Source organism: Streptomyces sp. NPDC059850 (assembly GCF_042731515.1).
Taxonomy (GTDB): domain Bacteria; phylum Actinomycetota; class Actinomycetes; order Streptomycetales; family Streptomycetaceae; genus Streptomyces.
Map to the genome: position 1 here is coordinate 1 of NZ_JBHWJI010000024.1, position 17684 is coordinate 17684.

Here is a 17684-nt window from a genome sequence, read left to right on the forward strand (position 1 = left end):
CTGACGGCTGCCGCCAGCGCCGCGGGCCGCCCGCCGTCTCCGGTAGCCCGGCCCTACGCTCGGGCCGGTCCCCGACACGCAGCCGCCGCCTTGCCTGGCGGGGGCGTCCCACCTCGGCGGCCCGCCCCTCCGGACGGAGAGGGCGAGGTACGGAGCGCCCTGTTCCCCCGGCGCCCCGGGACGCACCGCATGGCCCGGCGCCCGGCCGCCGCCGCCGTCCCGCCCACTCCTGCCGCCGACTCCGGTCGCCCGGCGGCGCGCCCTGTTTCCGGCCGACCCGTCCGGGGCGTGCCGGACGCGTGGGCGCGCGACCGCCGAGCCACGCCCGACCCGGCCCGGTCCCCGGCGCGCACCCGTTCCCTGCCGGGCGCCCCGACCCCGGCGGTTCGGCTCACCGGGCGGAGCGGTCTGGTCCCTTCCGTCCCGGGGTGCGCCGCACGGCCCGGTGCCCGGCTGCCACCGCTGGGCCCGACCCTGTTTGCGTTCGTCGTCTCCGGGTGTGCCGGATTGCTCGGCGCGAGGGTGCCGACGCCGCGCCTGGTCCGGTCCTCCGCACCCCGGGGCCGGTCCCCGACGTGCAGCCGCCGCCCTGCCGGGCGCATGGCTATCGGGCGCCCCGGCCCTCGGGGCGAGCGGTCTGTTCCCCTCTGCCCCGGGGCGCGCCGTATGGCCCGGCGTCCGGCACGGCCGCTGGCGCCTCGCCCGGCCCGGTCCCCGGCGCGCAGCTGTCGTCCTGCCGGGGTGCGCCGCATGGCCCGGTGCTCGGCTGCCGCCGCTGGGCCCGACCTTGCGGGCTGGCCCTGTTTGCGTTCGGTGCCTCTGGGGCGTGTCGGATACCGGCGCGTGGCCGCCGACTCCGGTAGCCCGGGCTGGTTTTCCGGCCGGGCCGGTCCCCGGCGGTGCGTCCGACGCGCAGTCGTCGCCCTGCCGGGGCCCGGCCTGCGGGGCCTAGCGGACGTCCGGTGTGCGGGGGCCGACTCGGGCGGGGGCTGGGGCGGAGCCACGGTTTCGGGAAGGGGCGGGGTGGGGGAAGCGCACCCGGTGGGGGAGTGGTGCAGGTGGCGGGGAGAATCCTCGGCATGGTGTACGACCCCGACGCGCCCCGCGTCCTCGCCGACGAACTGCTCGCCGCCCTCGACCCCTTGCCCTATCCGCGGCGCATGCGGGAGTTGGCCCTGCGGGTGCGGGCGGCCAGTGCGCGGGGGCAGTTGGCCGGGGTGGTGGAGGAGCTGGCCGGGCGCGGCGGGTACGAGCGGCGGCTGGCCGCCGCGGCGGCCTCCATCGGCGGGCGGACCGGGCATCTGGAGACGCTGCTCACCGACCCCGACCCGCTGGTGCGCGGCCACGCGCTGCGGGCGCGGGTCCGGGACGAGGCGCTGGAGGCGGCGTTCGAGGACGCGCCCGCCGCCGTACGGCGCCAGCTCATCCGGGCCGTCGTGGCCCAGCACCGCACCGCGCTCGCCGACCGCCTCGTGGAGCCGCTGCGGGAGCGCTGGGGCGACGCCGAGGCGGCGCGGCTGTTGCCGGGGTGCGGGGCGGACACCGTCGTACGGCTGCTGCCCGCGGTGTTCCACGCGGTCGGCAGCTGGCGGCCGCTCACCACCCGTCACCCCGCCGCCGTCCTCGACGAGGCCGAACGGCAGCTGACCGCGCTGCCCGAGGCGCTGCGCGCCGGATGGTGGCAGCGGTACGCGCCCGGCGTGGCGCTCGCCGCCCGCGCCGAACCGCACCGCGTGCTGGACCTGCTGGAACGGCGGTGCCACAGCCCGCTGCCCACGCCGATACAGCACCGGCTCGGCACACTGGTGGCCGCCGATCCCGGCCGTACGCTCGACCTGCTGCTCACGCCCGAGCACACCCAACTCCTGCGCGGCCCGGGGCTGCAGCGGGCCGTGCTGCGCCGCCTCGTGACGGCCGACCCGGCCGAACTCGACGCGTTGGGGCGGGAGTTGGCGCACGACCCAGAGCCCCTGGCGCGGCTGCTGGCCGCCCTGCCGCCCGCCCGCCGCGCCGCGTTCTTCGACGCCGCCACCGCCGACCGCGACCCCGCCCACGCCGTCCTGGCCCCCGCCGTCCTCGACGCCCTGCCGCGCCCGCGCCGCCAGGAGGAGGCGCGCCGCATGGCCACGCAGGCGCGCGAGCGCGGCGCGCACTGGGCCACGGTGCTCGAAGCGGTCGCGTATCTGCCGGTCGAGGAGGCCCGCGACGAGCTGCTGGCGGCCACCCGCCGCCCCGCCGCCGACGACCGCGCCACCGCCTACCCGCTGCTCATCCGCAACGCGACCCGCTCCGGCGACCCGGACGCCGTCACCGCGCTGCTGCGCCAGCTGGAGCGGCTGCGCAACGAGCAGGACCCGGTACGCCACGCCGCGCTCGGCGCGCTCGCCACCACCCCGCCCAACCTCTTCACCGACGACGCCGCCGAACCCCTCGACCGGGTCGCCACCGATGCCATCCAGGCCCGCGACTCCTCCGCCGCCACCCGCCGCGCGCTGCGCCGCCTCGCCGTCGCGCTGCTGCGCGAACACGCCGTCACCGGGCGGCGCGAACTGCTCGGCTGGGCGCTGCGCACCGTCACCCGGCTCGCGGGCAGCGTCGGCGCCGCCGACCTCGGCCGCCTCGACCACCAGCTGCGGCGCGGCCAGGAACACGCCGTGTTCGAGGCGCTGCGCCCCTGGCTGGAGGCGGGCGCGGAACGCGTCGACCACGAGCTGACGTTCGCCCTCGCCCGCTCCCTCGGGCGGCGCGCCCACACCCTGCCCGAGCTGCAGGAACTGCTGTGGCAGGCCATCGCGTTCGGGCGCGGCGAGACCGCCCGCACCGCGATCGCCCTGTGGCTGGAGCCACCCCGCGAACGGGACACCCGGGTGGCCGAACTCCTCGCCCAGGAGCCCTCCGCCGCCGTCCTGCCGCCGGTCCTCGCGGTGCTCACCCGGCGCCGCACCGACCTGCTCGACGTCGCGCTCGGCGACACCCCGCCGTACGGGCGCTTCCTCACCCACGGCACCCACTGGACGCCGCCCACCGGCCGCGACGCCGCCCGCTGGCTGCCCCGTCAACAGGCCGCCGCCGCCCGCCTCCTGGCCAGGGCCGCCGCCGACACCGACCTGCCGCCACCCGAACGCGCCTCCGCCATCGCCCGCGCCGCGCCGCTCGACGAGGGCGCGCCGCTGGTCAGGACGTGGGCCGCCACCGACGACGTGGTGCTCGCCGAGGCCGCGCTCGCCGCCCTGCCCCGCACCCGCCGCCCCGGGGACGCGCTGCCCCTGCTGCTCGCCCACGCGGGCGGCGACCGCGCGCGGGTGGCGGTGTACGCGGCGGCCCGGGCCGCCCGGTACGTCGCGCCGCCCCGGCTGGACCGGCTCATACGCGGCGTGCTGGCGCCCGACGGCGTCGCCACCGCCGTACCGTCCGTCCCGCCCAAGATCACCAGCCGTAAGGAGGCCGCCCGGCTCGCCGCCACCCACCTCCCCGCCCCCGACGCGGCCACCCTCCTCGCCGACGCCCAGGGGCTCCCCGGCCAACACCCCGACGTGCAGGCCGTCTGCGTCCGCTTCGCGGCCCGGCTGCTCGGCACCAAGCGCGCCTGGGAACTGCTGTCGGCCGCCGCCGGAGGGCGCCGCGAACTGCGCCACGCCGTGCTCCGCACCCGCCCGCTCGACCTCCCCGAACTCCACCGCGAGCGCTACGCCCAGCTCATCCGCGTCGTCTGCGACACCGAGGACCCCGAAGTGGCCGCCTCCGGCCACGCCGCGCTCGCCCGCTGGTCGCCCTGGGCGCCGGACGCGGCGGCGCTGCTGGTCGCGGCCGTCACCGACCTGGGCAACCGGGCGAGCTGGCGGTCCGCCGCCGACGCCCTGCTCGCCCTCATGGCCGCCGCTCCCGACGGCACCTCCGAGGACAACCCGCTCGCCTGGGCGCTCGCCGCCCTCGTCACCGCCGACGCCCGCACCGGCATGCCCGACGCCGAACCCGACCGGGACCGGCCCGCCCGCCAGCGCATCCGCCACCTGGCCGCCCAACTCGCCCAGCGCGGGCGGGTCCGGCCGCGCGAGATGCGGCGCCACGCGCTCGGCGCCGCCGAACTCCTCGCCGGGTACGAGACGTTCGTCCCCGAGGCCGCCGACGTCCTCGTCCACGCCCTCGACCTGGACGCCCGGCCGAGCGCGCTCACCGCCGCTCTCGCCCGCCTCGCCCGGCTGCACGCCTCCCGCCCCGCGCTCGCCGCCCGCACCGCCGACGTTCTGCGCGACCGGCTCACCGCCGCCGCGCGACCGGGCGGCCGGGAGGGGCTGCTGCGCGCCGCGTGGCAGCTGGAGGAGGACGGCGGACACGCCGCCGGGCTCTTCGCCGCCGTGCTCACGGGCGTCGGCGGCCCCCGTACGGAGTGGGCGGAGCCCTGGCGGGAACGGGTGCGGGGCTTGCGGCAGCATCCGCACCCGGATGTGCGGGACGCGGCGCTGCGGCTGACGACGGCGGGGGAGTAGCGCTCAGCTGGTCCCGCGCCAGGCCCCCTCGGCGTAGTCGTACCCGTACGCGGGGCGGCCCGGGACGCCGCTGGTGCGGAACGGCGTGCCGCCGTCGTCGATCCGCGCCGTCCCGGAGCGGTCCCCGCTCGTCCACTCCAGCTCCAGGTACCAGCGGCAGTCGCAGCCCGCCGTACGGGCGTTGACCAGCAGCACCTCGGGGTCCGACGCGGAGACGCGGTACGGGAAGCGGACGGCGGGGATCGGCTTGCCCTCGTCGTTGCCGTCGGTGGGGTGCACCTGGGGGCGCGCGGCGTCCAGGTCGACGGAGAAGGCGCGCGGGGTGAGGGCGCCGCCGCAGCCGTTGTCCATGGCGTACGACGACCAGGCGAGCGGCGTACGGCGCCCCACGACCCGTACGTGCAGGGCCTGCAGCACGACGGCGGAATCCGCCCGCCCCTGGACGGTCACCTCGACGTTGGTGGTGCCGCCGTGCACCGCGTCATGGGCGGCGGCCCAGGCCGGGGCGTCCTGCTCGGTGGGCGGCGGTGCGACGTCGGCGGGCGGCCGGTCGATGAGGTAGCGGTGGTCGCAGCCGTTCTCCCAGACGTGGGAGCGGGTGCCGAGGGTGAGGGGGAGGCGGGCGTTCCGGGGCGGCCGGGACGCCGCTGTGGGCGTGGACGCCGCCCCGCCGCCCTTCCCGCTGTGCGGCGCGCCCGACCGCGTCGTCCCCTCGCCGCTCTCCTTCCGCTCCAGGCGGCCCCGGGCGGTGGGCCCGGCGGTGGGCGGGCGCGTGGCGGGGGCCTTCGGCGTCGCGGTCGCGGCCGGGGGCGAGACGGCGCTGTGGTTCCTCGGCCCGCCCCCGCCCCCGCCGCCGGATGACGACCGCACCTCCACGGCCGTGACGGCGAGGACGACAACGGCGGCCGCCCCCGCCACCAGCGCCCACGGCCGGGTAGGCCAGGCCGGGCGCCACGCCGCGCGCCCCTCCCCGCCCGACGGCACGTCATCCGGAACGCTCCGTAACCGCCCCCGCCCGGCCGCCGCCGCGCCGCTCGCCGCCCCGGCCCCCGCACCGGCCCCCGCACCGGCCCGGCGGGCGTCGGCCAGGAGCCAGCGGCGGTGGAGGGCGAGCAGTTCGTCCGGGGTCGCGCCGCACAGCCGGGCCAACCGCTCCACCGGGGCGTAGTCCATGGGGACCGCGTCGCCGTTGCAGTAGCGGTGCAGCGTGGACGTGCTGACGTTCAGACGGGTGGCCAGGGCCCCGTAACTGCGGCCCGAACGCTCCTTCAGCGCGCGCAGGCTCCCCGCGAACTCCTCGACCTCGTCGGCCCCATCGCCCGTACCGCCCCCATCGGCTCTGCCCACCGGCCCGTCCCCCATTTCCCTCTGCCCCTTTCCGCGCGCGCGTTCCAGGGCGCCTTCATTCCCCCAAGTCAGCGTACGTGCGGGCGTTCCCGCGTCCCGGATGCCACGCTTCCCGTAGCGGTGGCGGCGCGGTGCCGCGCAGTCTTGGGCTGCCGCCGTGAGTTTGGCGGTTCTTCCACCAAATGCGAAGCGAGGAGACCTTTCCATGCGTATGTCTCGACACACACTCCGCACCGCCGCCCTCGGCGCCCTGACCGCGACCGCCCTCCTGGCCGGGTCCGCGACGGCGACCGCGACGGCGACGGCGACCGCGACCGCCGCCCCGGGCACGCCCGGTCACCTCGTACCGAAGGAGCTGCCGCCGCACCCGTCGTCGGACTGGTACGCGAGCGACGTCACCCCGGGGCTGCCGGAGAACGTCCCCTTCTGCGTCGAGGGCACCCTGCCCTCGGCCGGGGCCACCCATCGGACCTTCTGGACCGAGTACGACACGAGCGCGAGCCAGGTCGTCGTCAAGGCCGCCACCGTGGACGCCGCCCGCAAGCTCGCCGCGGCCGCCGAGAAGAAGGTGCGCGCCTGCGCCGCCGACTGGGAGCGCGACTACCCCGAGGGCACGGCGTCCTGGCGGGACTACGGCACGCTCCCGGCCGAGGACGGCGCCCATGTGTACGGCGTCCACACCTCGTACCCGGACTCGGAGCCGGGGATCCACCTCTACGGGGTGGGGCGCGACGGGCGGACCGTCACCGTCGTCGAGTGGGGCGAGATGGGGAACTACGAGCACGCCCCGGTCGACGCGTTCCGGCGGACGACCACCACGGCGGTCGTGAAGCTGTACCACCCGTAGCACCCGAGGGTGCGCGTCGCCGTCGCCCGGGAGGGCACACGCCCTAGGGTCGGGGCACCCGCCCGACCGGATCATGCCCGGAGGATCCCGTGCCGAACGGTTCGCTCTCCCTCGCAGCCACGCTCTATCTGCTCGCCTTCGACCCCGGCACCGGCAAGCCCGTCACCCACCTGGGCTATCTCGTCCAGGCCGGGGCGCTCACCGAACTGGCGCAGCGCGAGTTGCTCGTCGACGCGGACGGCTGGCCCAAGCCGCTGCCGGACGCGCGGACGGGCGACCCGGCGCTGGACGGGCTGCTGGAGCTGATCGATGAGTCGCGGCCGCGGCGCTGGGGGACGTGGGTGGGCCACCATCCACAGGTGACCGAGCGGGCCGTACGGGATCAGCTGCGGGCGGCCGGGTACCTGCGCGTGAGCACACGGCGGGTGCTCGGCCTGTTCCCGGTCAGGGAGTACGCGCTGGAACGGCCGCAGCTGGTCGCGGAGATGCGGGACGAGGCGGTGGGCGTCCTGGCCGGGGAACGGCCCGTGGCCGAGGTGTCCGAGCGGGACGCGGCGCTCATCGCGCTCGCCGCCGCGGGCGGGCTGACGACCGTCGTCACCCACAAGGACCTCACCGCGCACCGGAGGCGCATCGCGGAGCTGGAGGCGCGCAGCGGCGCGCCGGGGGCCGCGCTGGAGGGCGTGGCCGACCAGGTGCGGGCGGCGCTCGCCGCCGCGGTCGCCACGGCGCTGTCGGTGGCGACCGCCGCCGCGACCACGACCACCAGCTGACCCGAAACCGAATGACGCTCAGGCCGCGTCTCTGAGCAGCGACGCCAGCCCGTCGTCCAGATCCAGCTCCCCGCCCTCGGACCCCTCCGGCACCACCGCGTACGAGCGGTCCAGGAACCGCCGCAGGTCCGCGGTGTCGAACTGCACCATCGCCATCCCCTCGGGCGCGTGGAACTCCAGTACGGTGCGCTCCGTTCCACACGGCCACATCTGGACGTCACCGCTGCCCGCGGGCCCGCGCAGCCCGGCCGCGAGCAGTTCGCGCCCAAATGTCCACTCCACGGCGGAGCCGTCGAGGGACGCGGTGGGCGGGAAGGAAACGCGGACGGCGAACGGATCGTCCCGCTCGTAGCGCAGGCACGCCGGGATGGCGCGTGCTTCCGGGGTCGACGCGATGAGGTGGGCCTGGACTGCTTGGTCGATGACAGTGGTCACAACGCCTGCTCCCTTGCGATCGGTGCGAGCCTTCGCCGTCTCTACGTCCATAAGACGTACGGGTGAAGTGGCCAGTGCACCCGCGCGGGGCGTGACGTGCGTCACGACTGGTTTTTCGGGGGGACATACGGCATTTAGGCTTGCCAAATCCATGCACGGTCTCGGGTGACGTGCGGAGCTGTTACAAAACTTCCGCCGCACTCCGCCCTCCCGAGGCACCCACCCCAGGGGTTGTTCCACCATGACCGAACGTCCCGCGGCGCTGGACGCGGCCGCGTACACCCGGCTTTACGAATCCGAATATCCACGACTTGTCGGGTACGCCCGCACCCTCACCGGCAACCCCTGGATGGCGGGAGACCTCGTCGCCGAGGCCCACTTCCGCGTCTGGCGGCGGCTGCGCGCGGGGGAGTCCATCGAGGCCGACGCCCTGCCGGGCGAACTCACGGGCGCCGTCCGGGGGCTCGCCGTGGCCTCCGTGAACTGGGGCCCGCCGCAGCAGGCCTCGCTGCTCGAACCGCTGATACGTGTCCTCGGCGAGCTGCCGCAGCGCTGGGTCAAGGCGCTCTGGCTCGCCGAGGCGGAAGACCTGCCGCCGGAAGAGGCGGCCCGTCGTACGCGTACGACCACCGAGGCCGCGGCCGCGCTCGTGGAACGGGCCCGGGAGAGCCTGCGCCACGAGTTCCTGCGCGCGCAGCCCGGCACTCCGGCCAGCGCCGCCTGCGGTGGCCACTGGGACGGACTGCCCGGCCATGTGCAGGGCGCGGACGATCCGCATCAGGCCGAGCGGATCGCGGTGCACATCGACGGCTGCCGGGACTGCCGGTCCCGGATGGAGCGGCTGGTGGCTGCCGATGGCCGACTGGCCGCGCTGACCGGCCCGGCGCTGCTGGCGCTGTACGACCGGGGCACCGCGCCGTATCTGCGGCCGCTGGCCGCCGCGGCCGGACTGGCCACGACAGGCACCGCCGCGGCGGGCGCCGGAGCCGCTGGGGTGGGCGGCCCGGCGACCGTGCCGATCGGCGGCGCGCACGCGGCTCCGGCGAACGGTCCGCTCGTCTCGGGTCGGCGCTCGATGGGCCACCTGATGCACGGGCAGGTGCGCGAGGCCGGGCCGGTGGCGGTCGCGGTGGCCGGGGCCGGGGTGCTGTTCGTCGCGGGTGCGGCGATCATGACGGGCCTCGCCCTCACCAACGGCGGCGCGGCGGAGGCGGGACAGCCCGCCGCGGTGGCGTCGGCGCCGAGCCACAAGTCCTCCGACGCGCCTGATTCTTCGGGTACGTCCGGTTCCTCCGGTGCGGACGCCACCGAGGCCGCGTCGCGGACGCCGGACAAGCCGCACGCGGACGGCAAGCGCGAGGGCGAGGCGTCCCGGAGCCGTCCGGCCACGGGCACCGGGCCCTCGGACGTACCGTCGAGCGCGGTGTCGCCCTCGCGGTCCACCGAGCCGTCGTCCGCTCCCTCGGACCCGTCGTCTTCGGAACCGTCGGAAAAGCCCACGGCTCCGTCGAAGCCCACCAAGTCGCCTGATCCGACGGAAACCGGGTCGACTCCGACGTCCGAGCCCACCTCCGAGCCCTCGTCGCCCTCGCAGGACCCGACGGACGACGGTGGCTCCGGTGGCGGCTCCGACGACGGCGGTAATGGCGACAGCGGCGACAGCGGCGGTACGGCGGACCCGCAGGACACGCCGAGCCAGCCCGACACCCCGACGTCGGCGCCGACCGACGACTCGCAGAAGTGCGTGTCGCTCCTGGTCCGGCTCTGCGTCAACAAGTAACCCGGCACGGCTGACGGCTCTTCGGCGGCGCTCGCGATGTCTCGCGGGCGCCGCCGAGTGCTGGACGGGGCATCGCCCATGGGCTAGCTTCCCGCCCCATGAGGGGCATGGGGATCATGGGCATGATGAGACGTATGGCGGCCGCCGGGCTCTGCGGGGCGGCGCTCGCCGCCGCCCTCGCGGCACCCGCGCAAGCCGGTGGCGCGGATCGCATAGGCGCCTCCTGGCAGCTGAAGGACACCGGCACCGACGCCCGCTTCCGGGGACTGGCCGCCGTGGGGCGCCAGACCGCCTGGGTCGCGGGGACGAAGGGCACGGTGCTGCGCACCCGCGACGGCGGCCGCACCTGGCGGAACGTGTCTCCGCCCGGCGCGGAGGGGCTGGAGTTCCGCGACATCGAGGCGTTCGGCGCGCGGCGCGCGGTGGTGCTGGCCATCGGCGAGGGTGAGGCGTCCCGGGTCTTCCGTACGGACGATGGCGGCGCCACCTGGAGCGAGACGTTCCGTAACCCCGATCCGCGCGCCTTCTACGACTGCCTGACCTTCTTCGACGCCCGCCACGGGCTCGCGCTCAGCGACCCCGTGGACGGCACGTACCGCATCCTCGCCACCGCTGACGGCGGCCGCACCTGGCGCGTCCAGCCCTCCGGCGGGATGCCCGCCGCGCAGCCCGGCGAGTCCGCGTTCGCCGCGAGCGGGCAGTGCCTGGTGAGTGCCGGGCGCCGGGACGCGTGGTTCGCCACCGGAGCCGCCGCCACCGCCCGCGTCTTCCACACCGCTGACCGAGGCCGCACCTGGACCGCCGCCGAGGCGCCGATCCCCGCCGGTGACCCGGCCCGTGGCGTCTTCGCCCTCGCCTTCCGCGACGCCCGCCACGGCCTCGCCGTCGGCGGCGACTACCGCGCCGACCAGCCGTCCCCGCGCGCGGCCGCCGTCACCGAGGACGGCGGCGCCGCCTGGACCCCGGCCGCCCAGCCCCCGCCCGCCTACCGCTCCGGCGCCGCCTGGCTCCCGTACGCGCGCCACGCCGCCCTCGCGGTCGGCCCGACCGGTACCGACGTGACGGCGGACGGCGGCCGCACCTGGCGCACCGTCGACCCCGGTTCGTACGACACGGTCGACTGCGCCCCGGACGGCGGCTGCTGGGCGTCGGGCGAGCAGGGCCGTATCGCCCGCCTGGAGCGGACCCGGTAGCGGCGAGCCCCCCGACCGCCGCCGCGCGCCGCGAGGATCCGGAGCGAAGCCGTTGAACAACGGCTTCGGCGCCCGGCCGCCGGGCGCACCTACTGCCTGGCCGCCGGGGCGCGCGGCGGGCGGTCCGGGTGGTCTCCGGGGCGCGAGGGAGGCAACCGGTAACGTGACCGATCATGACGAGCGCCACCGACCCCCGCTATGAACTCCCGCCCGACTGGCCCACGACCGAGGCCGAGGCGACCGCCGTGCAGGAGCGGCTGCGGGGATCGGTCCGCGCGGAGGCCGGTGTCCTACCCGCCCCGGGCGGCGGGCCCGGGGCGGTCGTCGGGGTGGACGTGGCGTACGACGACGAGCGGGGCGTCGTCGCGGCGGCCGCCGTCGCGCTGGACCCCCGTACCCTCGCCGTCGCCGGGGAGGCCACGGCGGTCGGCCGGGTCACCTTCCCGTACGTACCCGGCCTGCTGGCGTTCCGCGAGATCCCGGCCGTCCTGGACGCGCTCGGCGCCCTCGACCGCCTCGGCCACCGCCCCGGCGTCGTCGTCTGCGACGGCTACGGCATCGCCCACCCCCGCCGCTTCGGACTGGCCAGCCACCTGGGCGTGCTCACCGGCCTGCCGACCATCGGCGTCGCCAAGAACCCGTTCACCTTCCGCCACGACCCGCCCGGCCCGCACCGCGGCGACTGGACGCCGCTGCTCGACGGCGACGAGGAGGTCGGCCGGGCCCTGCGCACCCGGGACGGCGTGAAGCCGGTGTTCGTCTCCGTCGGCCACCGGGTGACCCTCGACGAGGCCTGCGCCCACACCCTCCACCTGACCCCCGCCTACCGCCAACCCGAAACCACCCGCCGAGCCGACGCCCTGTGCCGCCGCGCCCTGGCGGAGGCCCGCTGACGTCCCGTTCCCGGCACGACACGTGATCACCGGAGCCGCAGAAAGTCGACGGCTCGCTCATCCAGCTCGGCCGCGCAGCGCACGCCGCGGGCGCGGAAGCGGGCGAGATCCCCGCGCATGCGGGTCACCGCCTTACGGGTCCGCACGGACCGCACCCCGTTCATGTGGTCCATGGCCCGACTCCACGTGGCACACGCTTGCTCGATGCCGCCGTCCTTGAGCTGCATCTCGGCGCTCGCCGCCAGGTCGAGGGCAACGATCCGTGCATAGCTCGCGGGGCGTGACGCGGCCGCGCGCGCGTACTGCTCCGCCGAGGCTTTACGGTCCCCCAGCGTCTCGTAGACCTTCGCGTTGCGCGAGTAGGCCGACGCGGCGGGCGGACCCCAGGCGAGAGCCCAGAACGGCACCTCATCTCCGCAGTCGGCGGCCAGAAGAGTGCGCGCCCGCTCGGCCTCGGCAACAGCCGCTTGCCGCCGCCGGGACTTGGCCAGAGTGTGGGCGTGCACGACGCGGAAGAGGCCTTCGGTCTGCACGTCGACCTTGCCCTTGGCGCGGTTCAGCCCGGTCTCGGCCAGGCCCTGGCAGTGCTCGGGCCGGTGCAGCTTGAGCCCTTGCATGGCCATCGTGCGCATCACGAACCCATCGTGCCCGGGAATGCCGGACTCGACGGCGAGTGCGTAGGACTGCAGGTAATAGCGCTGGGCCAGACCCTGTTGACCTGCGTCGTAGGACTTCCAGCCGATCAGGTGCACGCCTCGGCTGGCGGCGGAGAGCATGTGCTGGCGGACCTTGTCGCTATGGAAGCGACCGCGGCACAGGGGGGCGACGTCATCGCGCAGATATTGCACCAGGGCGCTGCGTCCGTGCTGCCCACCGTGGCGCTCATCCATTTCGGAGAAGAGCCGCACCATGTCGCGGACAGCTTCGACCTCCGCCATCCCGATGGTCCGGCCGGTGCGGGCGGTGGCGGTGCGGTCGGCGATTTCCCGGACGTACGACAGCGGCAAGCCAGCGGCGGCGACCGAGTAGGCAGATGTGGCGAGGAAACGGCGCCGGTCCAATTCGTGGCTCCACATCGGTAGCAGGGCGTCCAGTGGATCTTCGCCGAGGGACAGGCCGAGATTGTCGTCGTCCTCTTCGCGCGGTGCGAGGCCCAGATCATGAAGGGTCAGCAGGCGCCCGAGCTGGCGGGAGAGGGCCACGGTGAGGTAGAGGCCGGTATCGCCTGCGGGGACGACGCCGCTGATCCAGTGCTCGATGGTGGACTTGTTGGTCCGTAACGCCGCCCCGCACTCGGCGGCCACGGCGCGTACCTCCTTGGCCAGGGACTGGTACGTCAGCCTGGACTCGGCGATGAGGTTTCGCAGCTGGTGATTCGGCGTGCGCTTGGCCATGAGTACCTGCCCGTATACCCGATATACCGCTTGCCCTGCCCGACACCGTACCGCTGGCGCCACGGCCTGAGTTGACTGTTCGCGTGCCCACTCCCGGGCATGAGGGATGGAACGACATGAAAGGTAGGAATCATGGACACATAGGCCACCGGTCCCGTGTACACCGCTCCGGTCGTGCTGGACGCCGGTGACGTCGTCGAGGTGACGCTGGGCACGAACAACTTCGACACCGCCGACGACACCGAGTACAAGAACGCCTGAGCCATGGGCTGCCTGGGGCCGGGCGGGTGTGCGCCGTGGCCCGGCCCCAGGTTCGACCACCAGGAGCGATGGGACGGGAGCGGGCAGCTGATGCGGTGGAGTACGGGATGGTACGGAGCGAGCCGACATGATCGGCTGCCGAGGAACGGAAAGCCCGTACCGGGCATGGACGCGGCATGGGCCATCGGCTGGCCAACCGGCCACATCCGCTCGGCGGGCTCCGGCCCGCTGGCGCTGGTGGTCATCGGTGACTGAGGTGCCGACGACCAGCAATTACACCAAGCGCTGACAACCGTGCGGGCACGGGAGTGGAAGGCACTGACCCGCTGGCCCGGTTCATACCTCACGATCGCACGCCACGGCGAAACCCTGGCAGTGATCGGCGATCTGGCGGGCCAGCACCCGGTGTATTGGCGAACAGAGGGCGCGGGAACGTGGTGGTCGACATCGGCCGGGGCGCTGGCCGCGCTGGATGGCGCACCGTTCGACCCGATCGCGCTGGCCGCGCACCTGGCCCTGGCGCAGCCGGATGTCTTAGGGCAGCGGAGCCTGTTCCGCGCCGTGAGCCGCGTACCGACCGGACACCTGTTGCTGATCACACCCAGCGACGCGAGCACCGTCCGCTATGAGCCTGTCCAGTATCAGCCGATGAGCCTTCCCGAGGCCGCCCCACGCGTACGGGCAGCGCTGAGCGAGGCAGTCGACACGCGCCTGGACGGCACCCGAGCGGTGAGCGCGGACCTGGCGGGGCTGGACTCCACCGCGCTGGCGTGCCTCGCCGTACGGCGCGGGCAGGTCGCCGCGGTGACGTTCGCCGATCCCCGGCTGCGGGATGACGACCTTGCGTATGCGGTGCGCACCGCCGCTGCGGTTCCGAGGCTCACCCATCACACGGTGCCCGGCCGCGACGAGACCGTGTACTACAGCGGCGTGAACGACCTGTCCTCGCTGCCCCTGACCGACAGCCCCAACCCATACGCCGTCACCGCCAGCATCAAACACGCGGTGCTGGACGCCGTCGCCGAACATCAGCCAGCGGGCGTCCACTTCACCGGCGCGGCCGGGGACGCGGTGCTTTCCGCGCCGTCCTCCTACCTGGCCGACCTGCTACGCGACCGGCAGCACCGCCGAGCTTTGACGCACGCGCAGGCCCACGCCCGGCTGCGGCACACTTCCCCGCTGACCGTGCTGCGGCGTGCCCGCCCGGCCTCGCGCACCAGCCTGACCGGCGCCTGGCGGCGAACCGCCGCCGAACTGCGTGACGCTCCCCGTGAGTGGGCGCCCCAGGCAGAGCGCCCCGTCGCCTGGACGCCCCTGCTGGCCACCGCCGACTGGATGAGCCCCCGGATGCGTCACCAGCTCGCCGACGCCCTGGACACGGCCGCCGCCGAGCTGCCCGAGGAACCCTGCCACCTGACGGCGTGGACGGACCGCCAAGACCTGGCGCGAGTCGGGGCGAACACCACCGGGTGGCGCGAGATCGCACTCACCGGCCACGGCGTGGAGATCGCCGCTCCCTTCCTGGACAACGAGGTCATCCGGGCCTGTCTGGCCGTGCCCGCAGACCAACGCGGCACCCCAGGCCGGTACAAGCCGCTGCTCAGCGAGGCCTTTGCCCACACCGGTGTCCTGCCCGGCTTCGTCCTGTCCCGTACGACGAAGGGCGGCTTCAACGCGCTCGCGTACGCAGGACTCACGGAGCACGCCCCGGTCCTCGCCCAGTTACTCGGCCCCACCTCCCGGCTGGCCGCCGCCGGGCTGATCACCCAAGCACCCGTAACGGGCATGCTCCAGCGCGCAGCCGCCGGACAGCCAACAGCTCAGGGCGCCCTGCATCTGGCCATCAGCGCCGAGGTGTGGCTGCGCCAACGTGAGACCACCACCTCCGCCACATGGTGGGAGGTGGCCGACCGTGTGGCAGCTGCGTGAGACCGCTCGCTCGGTGCTCGCCGACGACGGCGGCGCCATCCTTGACGAGCGCACCGGCCGCTGGACCCATCTGACCCCGACTGCGGCCGCCGCGGTCATGCTCCTGCTGTCCGGCACCACCGAGGATCAGGCCGCCGAACAGTACGCCATCCGCTACGGCATCAGCGTGGAGCATGCCGCCGCCGATGTCCGCACGGTCGCTGACGCGCTCGCTGTCCGGGGACTCGCCGTCAATGAGCCCAGGAGCCCGGGTTGCCCCCGCTGGTGGGGGCGGTGGCGATGACGAGCATGGAGGCCTACTCCACCGTTCGCACCGGCACCTTCGCCGAGCGCTGCGCCTCGGCCGCTGGGTTCGTTATCGCCCTGCTGCTGCTTCGGCTGCCGTTCCGGCACACGGTCCACGCGGTCCGCTGGGCCCGGCGGGCAGGCCGTCGACCGCTGACCGCGCCACAGGCCGAAGCACTGGTCATGGCCGTCAGGCACACCGGCCGCCTGTGGCCCGGCCGGGCCGCCTGCATGGAGACCTCACTCGGGGCGGTTTTGGCCGCCGCACTGCTCGGCCGCCGCCTGCACTGGTGCTTGGGTGTGCGGTTCTCCCCGCCACCGGTCGAGTACCACGCGTGGGCCGAGCTCCCCGGGTACGGCCCGGTCGGCGAGTACACCACTGCGGGGTGGCATCACCACACCGCCCTGACGATCTGACCCCGGGCCCGACCGCAGGGGCGCGTGTCCTTCGCCTGCCCGGAGCGGTTACCGCAATCGAGTGCCCCATCCCCTCGAAGGAGTGAACAGTGACCGCCATCGCCGCCATCGCCGAAACCGTCCCCGAACGCCACTACACCCACCACCAAGGCCGCGGCGCCACCCCGCACCGCTCAAACCCCGCCGTCATCCACCGTGAGCTGGGCACGCTGGATGTCGGGCCGGGCATGAACGTCGCCGAATTCGGCACCGGCTCCGGCTACTCCGGCGCCCTGCTCGCACAGCTCGTCGGCTCCCAGGGGTCTGTCGTCAGCCTCGACATCGACACCTACCTGACCCGCTGGGCCAACCTCATCCACCACGAGCGGGGCATGCACAACATCCGCTGCCACACCGCCGATGGCACGGCAGGCTTTCCCGCCCGCGCCCCGTACGACCGGATGGTGGCCTGGTGCACCCCGCCGCTACTGCCCCAGGCGTGGGTGGAGCAGGTGGTCGACGGTGGCCTCATCGTCGCTCCACTGCCGATCGCGCCCGTGCCCCACATGACCGTGGTCGCCAAGATCCGTGTCCGTGACAGGCAGCCCCAGGTGGAGGCCGTGTTCACGGGCGGCTACATCGAGGCGACCACCTCACCCAAGGGCAACCTCGACCTGCCGGGCAGGTGGGTCGACTGGGAAAACCGCGTCCCGGGTCCCTCATGGATCTCCATCGCGTGGCGCGGAAAGGACGACTGCCGAAACGTGGGCGCCCGCACCGCCCTGGGCCGTCTGCTGAAGGATCCGCATACCGAGCTCTACGAGGGGCCTGAAGTCGACTGGCCCTCCTGGCGAACGTTCGTCGCCGCCATCGACAACCCCTATCTGACGATGGCCGGGCTGAGTCCGGACCTGTGGGCGATCGGGCACTCGACCCGGACCACAGCCGCCGTCATCCAGCAGGACGGCACCATCCTGGCTGATGGACCCCATTCGCCGTCATTGACGGTGCTGCACGGCTGGCTCAGCGACTGGGAGACAGCAGGCCGCCCTGCCCCCGAGACCTACACCCCGACTCTCGTCCGACATGACGACACTCAGGACCCGGCTGGCTGGACACTGCGTCTCTCGCGGTAAAGGCGGGGCGATTATCAGCCGCGGGGGCTGCTGATCCGTTCGGGTTGGATCACATAGATCACCCGGACTTGGTCGCGGTCGCCAAACCATGGGTACGGTCCGCCCAGATACTTCTGCGCGAGCGCCTCGATGTGGTCGACCGCCCCCTCGGTGGTCACACGCACCACACGGCCGCGGATCTGGACGTAGGAGGCCGGTTCCGAGGGGTCGGAGACTGTGACGGCCACTCGCGGATCGCGCGCGATGTTCCGGGTCTTCTGGTGTGACTCAACGCTGTTGATCAGGACGTGCTCGCCATCGGTGTCGACCCACGTCTGGGTGAGCTGCGGCGAACCGTCGGGCATCGTTGTGGCGATGTAGCAGATGCTGGGGCGGCGCAGCAGCGCCAGCACGTCATCGCCGAGGGATACGGGCACGGGGGTCTCCAGGGGGACGGTCCGGTGGTGTGCTGGGGCAACGGTAGCCACAGCCGCCCCCGGCGCCCCGGCCACCTCGGGGTCCGCGTTCAGCTCGGTGAGGGTCTGCTCG

Annotated in this window: 14 protein-coding genes and 1 pseudogene; 11 read left to right on the top strand and 4 right to left on the bottom strand. The window is 74.7% G+C overall.

Features of this window, described 5'->3' with window-relative positions:
• Positions 1 to 1058 precede the first annotated feature (1058 nt).
• Positions 1059 to 4487: a hypothetical protein gene (locus ACFV9T_RS21080; RefSeq protein ID WP_385442514.1), complete on the top strand. Its 3429-nt coding sequence runs from the start codon at positions 1059 to 1061 to the stop codon at positions 4485 to 4487.
• 3 nt (positions 4488 to 4490) lie between these two features.
• Here ACFV9T_RS21080 and ACFV9T_RS21085 read toward each other — a convergent pair whose 3' ends face one another.
• Positions 4491 to 5834 (bottom strand): helix-turn-helix domain-containing protein, encoded by a 1344-nt coding sequence (locus tag ACFV9T_RS21085; protein ID WP_385442515.1) that lies wholly within the window; start codon positions 5832 to 5834, stop codon positions 4491 to 4493.
• A gap of 205 nt (positions 5835 to 6039) precedes the next feature.
• On the opposite strand from ACFV9T_RS21085, the gene ACFV9T_RS21090 reads away from it, so the two are divergent.
• Entirely contained in the window at positions 6040 to 6681 is a 642-nt protein-coding gene (locus ACFV9T_RS21090) for a hypothetical protein (protein WP_385442517.1), read from the top strand.
• Between the two features lie 89 nt (positions 6682 to 6770).
• Positions 6771 to 7454, top strand: a complete 684-nt coding sequence (locus tag ACFV9T_RS21095; RefSeq protein ID WP_385442520.1) for a GPP34 family phosphoprotein — start codon at positions 6771 to 6773, stop codon at positions 7452 to 7454.
• 18 nt (positions 7455 to 7472) lie between these two features.
• On the opposite strand, the gene ACFV9T_RS21100 is transcribed toward ACFV9T_RS21095, so the two are convergent.
• Positions 7473 to 7889 (bottom strand): SsgA family sporulation/cell division regulator, encoded by a 417-nt coding sequence (locus tag ACFV9T_RS21100; protein ID WP_385442522.1) that lies wholly within the window; start codon positions 7887 to 7889, stop codon positions 7473 to 7475.
• A 241-nt stretch (positions 7890 to 8130) separates the two neighbouring features.
• Here ACFV9T_RS21100 and ACFV9T_RS21105 point away from each other — a divergent pair, with 241 nt between their 5' ends.
• From ACFV9T_RS21105 to ACFV9T_RS21115, 3 genes are all read left to right on the top strand, one after another.
• The gene (locus ACFV9T_RS21105) at positions 8131 to 9669 is read left to right on the top strand and encodes a sigma factor (RefSeq protein WP_385442525.1); all 1539 of its coding nucleotides are present in this window, start codon (positions 8131 to 8133) and stop codon (positions 9667 to 9669) included.
• A gap of 134 nt (positions 9670 to 9803) precedes the next feature.
• Positions 9804 to 10862 (top strand): WD40/YVTN/BNR-like repeat-containing protein, encoded by a 1059-nt coding sequence (locus ACFV9T_RS21110; protein WP_385442712.1) that lies wholly within the window; start codon positions 9804 to 9806, stop codon positions 10860 to 10862.
• Positions 10863 to 11035: 173 nt separating this feature from the next.
• Entirely contained in the window at positions 11036 to 11755 is a 720-nt protein-coding gene (locus ACFV9T_RS21115) for an endonuclease V (protein ID WP_385442526.1), read from the top strand.
• 26 nt (positions 11756 to 11781) lie between these two features.
• Here ACFV9T_RS21115 and ACFV9T_RS21120 read toward each other — a convergent pair whose 3' ends face one another.
• The gene (locus tag ACFV9T_RS21120; protein ID WP_385442528.1) at positions 11782 to 13149 is read right to left on the bottom strand and encodes a hypothetical protein; all 1368 of its coding nucleotides are present in this window, start codon (positions 13147 to 13149) and stop codon (positions 11782 to 11784) included.
• Between the two features lie 156 nt (positions 13150 to 13305).
• Between ACFV9T_RS21120 and ACFV9T_RS21125 the strand changes: the two genes are divergently transcribed.
• From ACFV9T_RS21125 to ACFV9T_RS21145, 5 genes and pseudogenes are all read left to right on the top strand, one after another.
• Complete coding sequence (locus tag ACFV9T_RS21125; protein WP_385442529.1) at positions 13306 to 13410, top strand: lasso RiPP family leader peptide-containing protein; 105 nt, start codon at positions 13306 to 13308, stop codon at positions 13408 to 13410.
• Between the two features lie 267 nt (positions 13411 to 13677).
• Positions 13678 to 15339: pseudogene (locus ACFV9T_RS21130) on the top strand (albusnodin/ikarugamycin family macrolactam cyclase); the annotation flags it as partial.
• The gene (locus tag ACFV9T_RS21135) at positions 15323 to 15622 is read left to right on the top strand and encodes a PqqD family peptide modification chaperone (protein ID WP_385442532.1); all 300 of its coding nucleotides are present in this window, start codon (positions 15323 to 15325) and stop codon (positions 15620 to 15622) included. The pseudogene ACFV9T_RS21130 and the gene ACFV9T_RS21135, both read left to right, overlap by 17 nt.
• Positions 15619 to 16041 carry a lasso peptide biosynthesis B2 protein gene (locus tag ACFV9T_RS21140; RefSeq protein WP_385442535.1) on the top strand — a complete coding sequence of 141 codons (423 nt, stop codon included), beginning with the start codon at positions 15619 to 15621 and terminating at the stop codon, positions 16039 to 16041. Before ACFV9T_RS21135 ends, ACFV9T_RS21140 begins: the two co-directional genes overlap by 4 nt.
• An 89-nt stretch (positions 16042 to 16130) precedes the next feature.
• The gene (locus ACFV9T_RS21145) at positions 16131 to 17156 is read left to right on the top strand and encodes a protein-L-isoaspartate O-methyltransferase (RefSeq protein WP_385442536.1); all 1026 of its coding nucleotides are present in this window, start codon (positions 16131 to 16133) and stop codon (positions 17154 to 17156) included.
• Positions 17157 to 17170: 14 nt separating this feature from the next.
• Here the strand turns inward: ACFV9T_RS21145 and ACFV9T_RS21150 are convergent, their stop codons facing one another.
• The gene (locus ACFV9T_RS21150; protein WP_385442538.1) at positions 17171 to 17572 is read right to left on the bottom strand and encodes a PPOX class F420-dependent oxidoreductase; all 402 of its coding nucleotides are present in this window, start codon (positions 17570 to 17572) and stop codon (positions 17171 to 17173) included.
• Between the last annotated feature and the right edge of the window lie 112 nt (positions 17573 to 17684).

Coding starts and splice junctions, on each gene's coding strand:
- ACFV9T_RS21140 (WP_385442535.1), top strand. CDS start 15,619: ATGACGAGCATGGAGGCCTACTCCACCGTTCGCACCGGCACCTTCGCC.
- ACFV9T_RS21110 (WP_385442712.1), top strand. CDS start 9,804: ATGGCGGCCGCCGGGCTCTGCGGGGCGGCGCTCGCCGCCGCCCTCGCG.
- ACFV9T_RS21090 (WP_385442517.1), top strand. CDS start 6,040: ATGCGTATGTCTCGACACACACTCCGCACCGCCGCCCTCGGCGCCCTG.
- ACFV9T_RS21105 (WP_385442525.1), top strand. CDS start 8,131: ATGACCGAACGTCCCGCGGCGCTGGACGCGGCCGCGTACACCCGGCTT.
- ACFV9T_RS21120 (WP_385442528.1), bottom strand. CDS start 13,149: ATGGCCAAGCGCACGCCGAATCACCAGCTGCGAAACCTCATCGCCGAG.
- ACFV9T_RS21115 (WP_385442526.1), top strand. CDS start 11,036: ATGACGAGCGCCACCGACCCCCGCTATGAACTCCCGCCCGACTGGCCC.